Source organism: Mycobacterium sp. UM_Kg27, assembly GCF_000972905.1.
Taxonomy (GTDB): domain Bacteria; phylum Actinomycetota; class Actinomycetes; order Mycobacteriales; family Mycobacteriaceae; genus Mycobacterium.
The window spans coordinates 1-12367 of the sequence record NZ_JRMM01000129.1 but is presented as its reverse complement, the minus strand read 5'-3'; the positions used below and the strand labels follow the sequence as shown (position 1 = coordinate 12367).

Genomic DNA, 12367 nt, shown 5'->3' with positions numbered 1-12367 from the left:
CACCCACCCAGATCAACGGCAAATGGGGCAACGTCGGCGACGGCCTCGCCGCGGCCGGTGAACGAGCGAACGTACCCGCCAATCCAGCGAAGTTGCCCGGGTTCGTTCCGGGCGGCTCCCCCAGTCCCGCTATTCCCGGCGGCGTCCCGATGACCACTGCGTTGGAAAACGTCGAGAGGTTCGGCAAACGTCTGGGTTTGGCCGGAAACGTCGTCACCGGCGTGAATGGGATCGTGGAGGGCTTCGACGACGTGAGCAACGGTGCCGCCGTGAGCACCACTCTGGTCGACGTCGGTGCCAAAACCGCGGGTGATATCGGCGGTGGCTTGGTCGGCGCCACCACTGGGGCCGAAGCGGGGGCCTGGATCGGGACCATGATCGCCCCGGGGGCCGGAACCGTGATCGGCGCCGGCGTCGGAGCGGTGGTCGGCGGCGTGATCGGCAGCGACATCGGAAAGAAGATGGGCGAAGAGATTGCGGATGTGTCCCACAGTGTTTGGCGGAGCCTCTTCGGCTGAGCTGGCCCATAGGTAAGGGAGATCGATCACCATCAGTAACGCAGAGCGCATCATCTTTGCTGCCGGGGCGGTGATGTTTCTTGTCGCAGTCCCCGTGGACCCCCGTAAGGACGCGAAGTCGAAGTGGCTGTTTTGGCTCATCGGCCCTCTGGTGTGTACAACGTTATTCGCTGTCGCGCTCTACAGCGCCGTGAAGAACCCGGAGACGTCAGACCTGATCAGCGCGGCCATCGGAGCAGCGTTCTTCTCCTACCTCGGCTTCGGTGCCGCCTATGTCCGCAAACGCTGGCCGATCGGGCGATGGCCTGGTTCTCGTTCGTGACGCACCGAAAGGACTTGACGTGGAACCCGATAGTCAGCCAGCCAGCGAGGGACCCATCCAGCTGGATCCCCGCACGCCCGACGAACCGACGATCACCCTCCCCCAGCCGCCGGGTTGGGGGTTCATGCCGGGCAAAGACGAGACGTCGATCCGCGGCATTCTGTTCAACCAGGAGCTGCGGCAGCACGGCTTCACGCCCAACGCGGTGGTGACGTGCGAAGAGCTCACCGGCCAGGTGGGACTCCCATCGCAGGCCCTGGCCAAGGAGCGCGCCGCGGTCATCGACCTCGTCGGTGACCTCGACACCGACATCGCAGGCACGGTGTCGGGCTTTCCCAGCAGAACGATCACCTACAACCTGCAGGGCCGGCCCGCCACCGGCCTGCTCATCGCCGTGCAGAACACCAAGGCCAGGATCTGGGCGATCACGGTCACCCTGCAGACCACCGACGCCGACAACCCCCACTACGTCGCAGCCAAACAGGCACTACTGGATTCGGTGGAAGTCCGCCTGCCCACCCCGTGAGGACCCTGCGACAATGCATCCATGGTCGAGCAGAGCCTCTGGATGCAGAAAGTCGCCGCCGATCCCGGGCATTCGCAGTGGTATATCGAACGCTTCCGCGAGATGGCCCGCGCCGGTAAGGATCTGGCCGGCGAAGCACGCTTCATCGACGCGATGGCATCGCGGGGCGCGCGCATCCTCGACGCCGGCTGCGGCCCGGGCCGGGTCGCCGGCGTCCTGGCCAAGTGCGGTCACGACGTGGTCGGTGTCGACGTCGACCCGGAGCTCATCGAGGCCGCCGAGCAGGACCATCCCGGGCCGCGCTATCTCGTGGGCGACCTCGCCGAGCTCGACCTGCCCGCCCGCGGCATCCCCGAACCGTTCGACCTCATCGTGTCGGCGGGCAACGTCATGGCGTTTGTGGCCCCGAGCACGCGCCCGGAGATCCTGCGCCGATTGCGCGCCCACTGCGCCGACGACGGCCGGACCGTGATCGGCTTCGGCGCCAACCGGGACTACGACTTCGATCAGTTCCTGCGCGACGCGTCGGCCGCCGGTTTCGCGACCGATCTCCTGCTGGGCACTTGGGAACTGCGGCCCTTCACCGCGGACTCCGATTTCCTGGTAGCGGTGCTGCGCCCCGCTCACAGCGGCAGCTGATCCTCCTCGGTCAGCTCGCCGAGTTGGTCAACGCTCAGCACCTCGGTCATGTCCTGCTCCTGATAGGCCAGACGGCCCACCCGATGCGCAACCACCGGGGCGGTGACCAGGGTGAACAGGATGCTCACGGTCACCATGCCGGCGTCGTGGCTGCCCCGTAGCCGGATCAGCGCACCGCCGAGTACCAGCAATAGGCCCAACACCTGCGGTTTGGTGGCCGAGTGCATCCGGGCCAAGGTGTCGGGGAACCGCACCACTCCGATGGCCGCCGTCAGCGCCAGCACCGAACCGGCGAGCACCAGCACCCCGGCGAGCACGTCGAGCAGGATCATGAGTGCCTCCCCACGTTGGGTGCGTCGTCGGGCACCCGGAAGCGTGCCACGCTCACCGACCCGATGAAGCCGACCAGCGCCAGTGCCGCGAGGCTATAGGTGACGGTGGTGTCCCGGCTGACCGCAGCCCAGATACCGATACCACACATCGTCATCGCGGCCAGCGTGTCCAGCGCCACCAGCCGATCCAAGGTGCTGGGTCCGGCCAGCAGTCGATACATGGTGATGACGGCGGCGAAGCCCAACAGCACACCTGCAGTTCCCCAGACCACGGTCATGCGTCTACTCCCGCCGGCCGCCACTTGTCGTCACGCTCGAACGCGGCGATCAACAGTCGCTCCACTTGGGCGACCTGCTGGAAAAACCGTTCCACCGCGGACGCCGAGCCGACATCGATCACATGGCAATACAGAATCCGCCGAACCTGATCGATCTCCAGCACCATCGATCCGGGAATCAATGTGGTGATGTTGGCGGCCAGCACCAAAACCAGGTCGGATTTGATGGTCAGCGGCACCCGTAGCACCCCGGTGCGCGGCGGCGGTCCGGGTCGGACCGCCAGCCACATCAACTGAAGGCTGGACTCCATCAGATACCAGGTGAACAGCCCCAACAGTTTCAGCAGCGGCACCAGATGAACGCGGCCCTGCACCGGCACGGGCGGCATCGGTAGCAAGACCACGATCACGAGCGCGACCACGATTCCCGTGGTGATGTTGGGGATCGTGAAGCGGCCCCACAACAGCACCCACACGATCGTCAACGCGGACACCGTGAAAATCCGCAGCGCGAGGGCCCTCATGGTGCACCCACCGACAACACGGTCGAGATGTATTCGCTTCGGTCCAGAATCTCGGCCGCCGCCCGCTCGGTGTAGGCGAAAATCGGGCCGGCCAACACGCTCAGCGACAGGCCCAGCGCGATCAGTGCGAGGGTCGGGACCACCATCCACGTCGGCATCTTTCCGACGTCATCACGGTCGTCGTAGGCAACGTCGCCGACGTCGTCAAGCAGCACCGGCGGAGCGGCTAGCACCAACTCGCCCTCGGGAGCGTCGACGCGGCGGCGCCAGAACGCCATGGTCCACACCCGCGCCAGGACGTACAACGTCAGCAGGCTCGTCACCACTGCCCCACCGACCAGGCACCAGGCCAGCACCGACCCGTCACCCACCCCGGCCTGCAGCACGGCGGTCTTGCCGATGAACCCCGAAAACGGCGGAATACCACCGAGATTGAACGCCGGAATCAGGAAGACGAAGGCCAACAACGGATTGGCGATCAGACCGCCCAGCCGGTAAAGCGACGATGCGCCGCCCTGGCGTTCGATCAGTCCGGCCGCCAGGAACAGCGTGGTCATCACGATGATGTGGTGCATCACGTAGAAGATCGCGCCGGACATTCCCAGCTGGCTCGACAACGCGACTCCGAACATCATGAAGCCGATGTGGCTGACCAGCGTAAACGACAGCACCCGCTTGATGTCGCTTTGCGCGATGGCGCCAAATATTCCGATCAACATGGTCAGCAACGCCGCGACCAGCAGCACCGAGTCCAGACCTCCGTCGGGGAACAGCAGTGAGTGCGCCCGGATGATCGCGTACACACCGACTTTGGTCAGAATCCCGGCGAACACCGCGGTGATCGGGGCGGGCGCGGTGGGATAGGCGTCGGGTAGCCAGGCCGACAGCGGGAACACCGCGGCCTTGATGCCGAACGCCACCAGCAACACGGCGAACACCGCGCTTCGGGTACCGCCCGGCATGGCGCCGGTCCGCGTCGCCAGCTCGGCGAGGTTCAGTGTTCCGGTGGAGGCATAGACCAGCGCGATGCCGAACAGAAAGACCAACGACGAGGCCATCGAGACCATCACGTAGCCGATACCGGCGCGGATACGTTCAGCACTGGCGCCGATGGTCAGCAAGACGAAGCTCGCCGACAGCAGCATCTCGAACCCGACGAACAGGTTGAACAGGTCGCCGGCCAGAAACGCCAGCGAGACGCCGGTGGCCAGGGTCAGATAGGTGGGCAGGAAGATCGAGACCGGCTGGCGGTCGTCACCGTCGCGCACGCCCTGCCCGATGGCGTAGACGATGACCGCCAGCAGCACGACCGCCGACACCACCAGCATCAGCGCCGACAGTCGGTCGACGACCAGGCTGATGCCGAGCGGCCCCAGCTTCTGCTCGGTCGGTCCCCAGCCCCCGACATGCAGCACCAGCGTGCCGTTGCGGTCGGTCAGATACAGCAGCGCCGCGCTGACTGCGGTTACCGCGCACAGCACACCGATGGTGATCGGCCGCTGCAGCCGGGGGCGGCGGCCGACGATCAGCGTCAGCGCCGCGCCCAGCGTGGGCAGCAGCACCGGCAGCGGCATCAAGACGGCGGCAAGACTCACCGCGAGACCTCGCTTTCAGGAACGGCGTCGAGCTCACCGGCCGCCACCGGCACGCCCTGGTCGGGTTCGGCGGCGATGACCTCTTCGTCGGACAGCTGCGAGACGCGGGCCGCTTCCTGGTCGTCGCCGATGTCATCGGTGGTCGTCAGGTGGTAGGAGCGGTAGGTCAGGGCCAGCACGAACGCGCCGACGCCCATGGTGATGACGATGGAGGTCAACACCATGGCCTGAGCCAGTGGGTCGGCGTCGGTTTCCTTACCGGAGCTGGCCCACAGGATCGGCGGATTTCCGTCGGGTCCGCCGACATCGATGATCAGCAGATTGATGGCATTCCCGATCATCATCAGGCCCAACAACATTCGGGTCAGGCTGCGCTCGAGCAGCATGTAGACCCCGCAGGAGGTGAGCCCGGCGGCCATCAGCAACGGAACCAGATGCGCGGTCATGACACTCCTGCCATCGGTCGGCTGACGGACTGCGATTCAAGCTCCTGGTCCAATCGCACGCCCAGGCTGCGCAGCACATCGAGGACCATGCCGACGACCACCAGGTACACGCCCAGATCGAAGAACAACGACGTCACCACATCGACGTGCCCGAACACCGGGAGGGTGAAGCTCAGCACCGCCGAGGACAACACCGGCGCGCCCAGGAACAACGACGCCAGCGCCGTCCCTCCGACCAGGGCCAGTCCGACGCCCAGGATCTTGCTGGAGTCCAGGGGCAGTGTCTCGCCGAGCTCGTAGCGTCCGCCGGCCAGGTAGCGCAATGCCAGCCCCAGCCCAGCGGCAAGCCCGCCGGCGAAGCCACCGCCCGGATAGTTGTGCCCGGCGAACAGGAAGTAGACCGAGACCACCATGATCAGCGGGAAGATGATCCGGGTCGCGACCTCCAGCACCAGCGACCGCTCATTGGGGTCGTGGTAGGCGCTGCCGCGCAGCCAGGTGGTCGACCCGATCGCCGGACTGTAGGGCGTGGTGATGCCCACGGTCTTGCGCGGGCTGCCCGCGTCGGCGATCCGCGGAGCCCGGCCGAAGCGGCGGTTGCGGAACACCATCGAGGCCACACCCGTCGCGGCAACCAGCAACACCGAGATCTCACCAAGGGTGTCCCAGGCCCGGATATCGACCAGCAACACGTTGACGGTATTGGCGCCGTGGCCGCGAACGTAGGCCGCCTCGGGCAACGCCTCGGCCACGCCGTCGCTGCTGCGCGCCGCCATCGCGAAGGCCGCCAGTACCGCGACGGTGATCCCCACCGCGCCGGCAAGCACTATGCGCGGCAGCCGGTTCAGCATCATGGTGGGGCGCTCCGCCTCCGCCGGCAACGTGCGCAGCACCAACACGAAGATCACCAGGGTCACGGTCTCGACCAACAGCTGGGTCAGCGCCAGGTCGGGTGCACCGTGGAAGGCGAATGCCGCCGCGCACCCGTAACCGGTCACCCCGACCATCAACACCGCGGACAGCCGGTTGCGAGCCATGGTCGCGCCGATCCCGCCGGCGACCACCAGGACCGCGACCGTCAGCTGCAGCGGGGTGTCCCACAGGTGCAGCTCGACGTGATTGCGCGCGCCCAATACGAGCGCCGTCAGCGGCAGCACCACCAGCGTCGCGAAGATCACCCCCTGGTTGAGCGGCAAAGAGCCACGCTGGGTGATGCCGGTCAGCCGCACCGCTGCCACATCAAGCAGCCGCAGCACGTCGTCGTAGATGCGGTCGGCCTTGCCCATCGGCAGTCGGCTCAGCCGGGACAGACGCAGCGGGCCGCGGGCTGCGAACACACTGGCGCCGACCACCAGGACCAGCGCCGACAGCAGCACCGGCAGCCCCACGCCGTGCCACAGCGCCAGGTGGTAGCCGGTTCCGCCGGGCATGGTGTCGGCGTAGCTGCGCAGCACGGTGTCGAGGGTGAGCGCACACAACCCCAGGATCAGGCTGGTGGCGGCCAGCACCGCCGGCGGCGCCAGGAACGCCACTTCAGGTCGGTGCAGGTTCGCCACGTTCGCACTCGGCGCGGACCGGCCCTTCCCGGCGAAGCCGCCCCACACGAACCGCACGCTGTAGATCACGGTGAACATCGAGGCGACCACACCGGCGGCCAGCACGTACGGACCGGCGGAACCCAGGACCGGCGACTGGGCCTCAGCCCCGAAGATGGTCTCCTTGGCTATGAAGCCCACGAACGGCGGCACCCCGGCCATGCTGGCGGCGGCCGCGGCGGCGATCACGAACAGCCCCGGGCAACGGCGCCCGAGCCCGGCTAGCTCGCGCAGATCGCGGGTGCCGGTGGCGTGGTCGATGATCCCGACCACCATGAACAACGTGGCCTTGGCCGCGGCGTGCGCGCACATGGCGGTCAACCCGGCCAGCATGAGATCACCGGTACCGGCTCCGACCAACACGATCATCAGACCCAGCTGGCTGACGGTGCTGTAGGCCAGCAGCAGCTTGAGGTCGTACTCGCGCACGGCCCGCCATCCCGCCAGCAGCGCGGTGGCCAGACCGAGAATCATCAGCGTCGGACGCCACCCGGGCGAATCGGCGAACCCCGGAGCCAGCCTCGCTACCAGATAGATGCCGGCTTTGACCATCGCCGCGGCGTGCAGGTAAGCGCTGACCGGGGTCGGTGCCGCCATGGCGCCGGGCAGCCAGAAGTGCAGCGGAAAGATGGCCGACTTGCTCAGGGCGCCGACAAGGATCAGCAGCACCCCGACGGTCACGACGGTCCCCGACGGCGGACGGGCCACCAGCTCTGACAGCAGGTACGTGCCGGCGGCGTTGCCCACCATGATGATGCCGACCAGCATGGCCAGCCCGCCGGCCGTGGTCACCAGCAACGCCTGGATGGCGGCACGGCGATTGACCGCACGTTCGGCGTAGTGACCGATCAGCAGGAACGACAACACGGTCGTCATTTCCCAGAAGACGTAGAGCACCAGCGCGTTGTCGGCGACCATCAGCCCGAACATCGCTCCGGCGAAACCGACCATCTTCGCGGCGAAGCTGGGCAGCCGCGGATCGGCTTCGTGCGCCCCGACCGGCCGGAAGTATCCGGCGCAGTAAAACAGCACCAAGGCGCCGATCCCCAGCGCCAGCACGCACATGATCGCGCTTAGCGAATCGAACCGTAGCGCGATGTCCATTGACAGCCCGGGCACCCAGGGCACGGTGACGCGGTGGTCGGCGGCCGGACCGGCGGGCCAGTTCGCGACGACCCAGCCCAGCGATACCAGCGGGATCAATCCCAGCGGATAGAAAGCCACCCTGCCCCACCTGCGCACCAACGCTGGTGCTGCAGCTGTGCCAACAACATGGGCAAGCAGTATCGCCAGCATCACGCTCCACGGGCCGTTTCGTTTAAGTCGATGCAATCAGTCGTAGCACGAATCGTCAGAAGACACGCGGGCGCGACAAAGCAGGCCCACTCCCATCTCCCACCACCACTGATTCCAGTCTGTGTTGTGCAGCTGCCGCGCGCCATGGAATGCAACCCCCATTCGGCGGGGGGTGAAACACCCATGACCAACGGCGGCCTACGGCTCGATCAGCCCGGTCCTGATTGCATACCGGGTGAGCGCCAGGCGGTCGCGAAGGCCCAATTTCTGCAGGGTGTTGGTCCGGTGGCGGTCGACTGTCTTGGCGCTGATGCCGAGCGTCTTGGCGATCTCCCGCGCCGAGAAGCCCTCGGCGATCAGCTTGAGGACTTCTTCCTCGCGGGGCGTGAGGATGGTCTCGGGCAACGTATTGCCGTGCCGCGCCCGGTGCAGGTAGTCGCGAATCAGGGCGGTCACCGCCCCGGCGTACAGAAACGGCTCGCCGCGAATCGTGGCCCGGCAGGCCTCAAGCAGGTCGCGGTCGGCGACCGACTTCAAAACGTACCCCGAGGCGCCCGCCTTGAGAGCTTCGAAGAAGTATTGCTCGTTGTCGTGCATCGACAGCATCAGCACCCGCACGTGGGGATGGTTGCGGTTGATCTCGCGGGCGGCCTGCAAGCCGGTCATCCGCGGCATCGCGATATCCAGAATGGCCAGGTCGACCGGGGTTTCTTGCAATACTGCGAGCGCCTCGGCACCGTCGGCGGCCTCGGCGACGACGGACAGGTCGGGCTCGGCGTCCAGAATCATCCGCAGGCCACTGCGCATCAGGGCATGATCGTCGGCCAACAGGATGCGGGCCGGCTGCGTCGGCATCATGACCGGCCCACCCCCGATCGGGCCGGCACCACCAGCCGGATCTCAGTGCCCTGCTCGGCCGACGAGGTGATGGTCAAGGTGCCGTGCACCAGCAGTGCGCGCTCACGCATTCCGGTGATGCCCGCACCTTCGACGCTCATCGCACCCGTGCCGTCATCGGAGATCCGCAAGGTCAGCTCCCCCGTTGCATCGACATGCAGGTCCAGCCACACCTTCTGCGCACCCGAATGCCGGGCAATGTTGGTCAGGCTCTCCTGCACTATGCGATAGCACACCAACTCCACGTTGGGATCCAGTCGTTCCGCTTGCGGGCCAATGTCTTTGACCACGTCAATGCCGCTCGCCTGGGTGAACTGATTGCATAGCGCCTGCAGGGCGCTGGACAGGCCGAGGTCTTCCAACGCGTCCGGTCGTAGCCGTCGCGCGATGCCGCGCACTTCGTCGAGGCTGGCCCGCACGATCTCCTGCGCATCCGCGAGATCCCCGCGTAGTCCTTCCGGCGCGGCGTCGACGGCTCGTTTGAGGGTGAGCAGGGCGACCGTCAGGGTTTGACCGATCTCATCGTGCAACTCCCTGGCGATCCGCTGCCGCTCGTTCTCCTGCGCAACGAGCACTAAGGCACTCGAGGATGCGCGTTCGGTTTCCAGCCTGTCGAGCATGGCGTTGAACGACGCCATCAGGTGGTGCAGATCTCCGTCGCCCGGATCGTCCACCCGGTCGGTGCGCCGGAGCAGGTCAACCCGCCGCATGGACGCGGCGAGCCGGTCCAGCGGGGCCAGGCTGGACCGCAGCAGCAGCGCATTGGCCCCCACCACGACTGCCAGCCCGACCATCAGCACCGGGATCTCGGTTAACCGGACGGGGCCCGAAACAGTGGCCGGCGACATGGCCAGCACCAGGGTGCCGAAGGTGAAGACCAGACCGTTGATCAAGACGACGCGCCGAAACAGCCCCCGCGCGGGCGCGCTCGCCCGCCGCCGAAATCGGTCGACGAGCCCAGTCCAACGGCTCATCCCACCACCCTGGTCTGCGCAGTACACATTGTCCATACGGGTCGGCCTTAGATGCGAATGGGTGTCAAACACCATGGCGAGCCGCTGGTTCGGGCTCGGACAATGGTGGTACGCCCAGCGCATCGTCGGCTTTGCCGCCATGGTCGAAGTGTTTGCCGCCCCGGAGTGTCGCGCCCCTGGTGGAGCGCTGGGCGCGTTAGATCGAAAGATCACACCATCGCCGACCCGTGACCGGAGGGATGCAACTGCAATGGACCGCTGTACCCGAGCGCGGCGTCGCGCAACGCCCGGGTCCGCCGTGCACCGCCGATGAACTTCGCCGCGTTGCCGCCGGAAGTCAACTCCGGTCTCATGTACCTCGGCGCCGGCTCGGGGCCGATGCTCGCCGCGGCGACCGCCTGGAGCGGGCTGGCCGCTGACCTGCATTCGGCCGCGGCCGGTTACGAGTCGGCGATCGCCGAGTTGACCGGCACGGCGTGGTCGGGTCCTTCGGCGGCGGCAATGGCGGCCGCCGCCACCCCCTTCGCTGCGTGGCTGAACGCCACCGCCGGTCAGGCCGAAAAGACCGCGCTGCAGGCCAAGGCTGCGGTCGCCGCCTACGAGGCGGCGTTTGCCCTGACGGTGCCCCCATCGGTCGTCGCCGCCAACCGCGCTCAATTGATGACCTTGCTAGCCACCAATGTGCTGGGCCAGAACGCCGCGGCGATCGCGGCCACCGAAGCCCAGTACGGCGAGATGTGGGCGCAGGACGCCACCGCGATGTACAGCTACTCGGCCCTGTCGAAGACCGCGTCCGAGCTGGAGCCGTTCGCGCCGCCACCGCAGACCAGTAACCCGGCGGGACCAGTCGGCCAGACCGGCGCTCAGGGCAATTCCGCCGCCAACCTGGCGCAGACGGTGTCGTCTCGAGTGGCCTCCACGCTGGCCGGACCCGGCTCGGCGGAGGCCTTCCAGGGGTTGCCTGGCATCGCGCTGCCGGGCGAGATCCCGTCCGGGTTCTTCGACTGGATGGCCGTCATCGCCGACGAAACCGCCCTGGGGATCGCCCTGCCGATGTCGATCATCGGTGTCTTCCTGGCAGGCGCGGCCATGCACTTCGCGGAGCAGGACTCCCAGGAGATCTTCGACACCCAGGACATTCTCCGCGGCGGCCAGCGAAGCATCCTGGAGGCGCTGGGCCAGATCGGAGGGGTCGCGGAGCTGCCCAGCACGGACACGCTACGCATCCCGCACGTCCCGGTGGTGGCGTCCAGGGGTGAGGCGTTCCCCCTCGGGGCGCTCTCGACGCCGATCAGCTGGGCCGAGCTGGCACCCGAGATCCGTCATGCCAGTCTCTCGACGCCGCTTGGCGCCGCCCCCGCCACCTCGCCGGCTGGACTGGGCACGGCGTTCGGCCAGATGGCGCTGGCCGGTATGGGCGGCAGCGCGTTGGCCGGCGCCATGAACCAGCGCCGCTCGGATTCCGGTAAGGCTATTGCGGCCACTGCGTCCGCCGGGGCCGGCAAGCCGTCCTCGGATTCCGCAGAGCAGACGGCCGTGGCCGCGGCGCATGCTCCGCTGGCCTCGGTGGCGGAACTGGCCGCCGGCATCCGCGAACTCGGCGAACTACACGACGCCGGCTATCTGACCGGCGAGGAGTTCGCTGCGCAAAAGCGCCGCCTGCTGTCGCGGTAACTCTCTGGGCCGAGCGCCGGCTAGCGGCGGCGCGACCTCAGGTAGTCCCCGACCACCGCTGCGCCCAGACCATCGAGTTCGGGCACCACCACCCGGCCCTGGACCCGACGCGCCACCTGGTCGATGAAGCGGGCCAGCCCTGGATCGTCGCCGAGCCGGAAGATCGTCACCTGGGCACCGAGCCGGGCGACGTCATCGAAGCCCCGCACGGTGTGGGCAATGGTCCGCGGGTGCGGCGGGTAGTCAAAAAACACCGCAGAACCCGCCCCCGCGCCGTCATAGTCCTCTAAGTGCGCCGTCGGCTCCCCGTCGGTGACCACCAATACCACCGGCTGGGCATTGGGGTGGCGACGCAGGTGCCGACTCGCCAGTGCCAGCGCATGGTGCAGATTGGTGCCCTGCTCATAGACGCCTTCCAGGCCGGTCAGCTCCGCGGCGGTCACCGTGCGCGCATAACGGCCGAAGGCGATGATCTGCAACGCATCTGAGCGAAATCTGGTGCTGACCAGGTGGTTCAACGCCAACGCCGTGCGTTTCATCGGCAGCCACCGATTATCCATCACCATCGAGAACGAGGTGTCCACCAGCAGCGCAACGGCAGACTGGGTGCGCGTCTCGGTCTCGGAGACCTCGACGTCGTCGACGCTGATCGACAGCCGACCGCTCGCTGAACCGCCGGGCCCATGCGGCGGTCCCAGCTTCGCCTCTCCTACGTCGAGCCTCGCTGAACCGCCGGGCCCATGCGGCGGTC

The 12367-nt window shown here is 67.3% G+C and carries 14 protein-coding genes; 5 read left to right on the top strand and 9 right to left on the bottom strand.

The genetic code is table 11. The features are described from left to right. The 4 genes from LI94_RS17325 to LI94_RS17310 form a co-directional block, all read left to right on the top strand. The coding region (locus LI94_RS17325) for a glycine zipper domain-containing protein (RefSeq protein ID WP_046301955.1) at positions 1-518 on the top strand (518 nt) is incomplete at its 5' end. Between the two features lie 151 nt (positions 519-669). Beyond that, on the top strand, positions 670-840 hold the full coding sequence (locus LI94_RS23905) for a hypothetical protein (RefSeq protein ID WP_192830995.1): 171 nt from the start codon (positions 670-672) through the stop codon (positions 838-840). 19 nt (positions 841-859) lie between these two features. Continuing rightward, positions 860-1366 carry an LpqN/LpqT family lipoprotein gene (locus tag LI94_RS17315; protein WP_164518012.1) on the top strand — a complete coding sequence of 169 codons (507 nt, stop codon included), beginning with the start codon at positions 860-862 and terminating at the stop codon, positions 1364-1366. A gap of 21 nt (positions 1367-1387) precedes the next feature. Then, on the top strand, positions 1388-2005 hold the full coding sequence (locus tag LI94_RS17310) for a class I SAM-dependent methyltransferase (RefSeq protein ID WP_024443575.1): 618 nt from the start codon (positions 1388-1390) through the stop codon (positions 2003-2005). Here the strand turns inward: LI94_RS17310 and mnhG are convergent. The 8 genes from mnhG to LI94_RS17270 all read right to left on the bottom strand — a co-directional run bounded on the left by mnhG (position 1990) and on the right by LI94_RS17270 (position 9942). After that, entirely contained in the window at positions 1990-2337 is a 348-nt protein-coding gene (mnhG, locus tag LI94_RS17305) for a monovalent cation/H(+) antiporter subunit G (protein WP_024443574.1), read from the bottom strand. The two genes, LI94_RS17310 and mnhG, sit on opposite strands and share 16 nt — an antisense overlap. After that, a complete protein-coding gene (locus tag LI94_RS17300) occupies positions 2334-2615 on the bottom strand; it encodes a monovalent cation/H+ antiporter complex subunit F (protein ID WP_024443573.1) in 282 nt (93 codons plus the stop codon). The genes mnhG and LI94_RS17300 overlap by 4 nt, the downstream gene beginning before the upstream one ends. Next, the gene (locus LI94_RS17295) at positions 2612-3139 is read right to left on the bottom strand and encodes a Na+/H+ antiporter subunit E (protein ID WP_024443572.1); all 528 of its coding nucleotides are present in this window, start codon (positions 3137-3139) and stop codon (positions 2612-2614) included. Before LI94_RS17295 ends, LI94_RS17300 begins: the two co-directional genes overlap by 4 nt. Continuing rightward, the gene (locus LI94_RS17290) at positions 3136-4713 is read right to left on the bottom strand and encodes a Na+/H+ antiporter subunit D (protein ID WP_046301957.1); all 1578 of its coding nucleotides are present in this window, start codon (positions 4711-4713) and stop codon (positions 3136-3138) included. The genes LI94_RS17295 and LI94_RS17290 overlap by 4 nt, the downstream gene beginning before the upstream one ends. A 17-nt stretch (positions 4714-4730) precedes the next feature. Further along, a complete protein-coding gene (locus LI94_RS17285) occupies positions 4731-5180 on the bottom strand; it encodes a Na(+)/H(+) antiporter subunit C (protein ID WP_046301954.1) in 450 nt (149 codons plus the stop codon). After that, complete coding sequence (locus LI94_RS17280) at positions 5177-8071, bottom strand: Na+/H+ antiporter subunit A (protein WP_046301953.1); 2895 nt, start codon at positions 8069-8071, stop codon at positions 5177-5179. The genes LI94_RS17285 and LI94_RS17280 overlap by 4 nt, the downstream gene beginning before the upstream one ends. A 198-nt stretch (positions 8072-8269) precedes the next feature. After that, entirely contained in the window at positions 8270-8926 is a 657-nt protein-coding gene (locus LI94_RS17275) for a response regulator transcription factor (protein ID WP_024443568.1), read from the bottom strand. Beyond that, entirely contained in the window at positions 8926-9942 is a 1017-nt protein-coding gene (locus tag LI94_RS17270) for a histidine kinase (protein WP_046301956.1), read from the bottom strand. Before LI94_RS17270 ends, LI94_RS17275 begins: the two co-directional genes overlap by 1 nt. A 309-nt stretch (positions 9943-10251) precedes the next feature. On the opposite strand from LI94_RS17270, the gene LI94_RS25095 reads away from it, so the two are divergent. Next, a complete protein-coding gene (locus LI94_RS25095) occupies positions 10252-11616 on the top strand; it encodes a PPE domain-containing protein (RefSeq protein WP_046301952.1) in 1365 nt (454 codons plus the stop codon). Between the two features lie 20 nt (positions 11617-11636). On the opposite strand, the gene LI94_RS17260 is transcribed toward LI94_RS25095, so the two are convergent. Continuing rightward, positions 11637-12367, bottom strand: a 731-nt coding sequence (locus LI94_RS17260) for a VWA domain-containing protein (RefSeq protein WP_046301951.1), incomplete at its 5' end; no start/stop codon positions are given.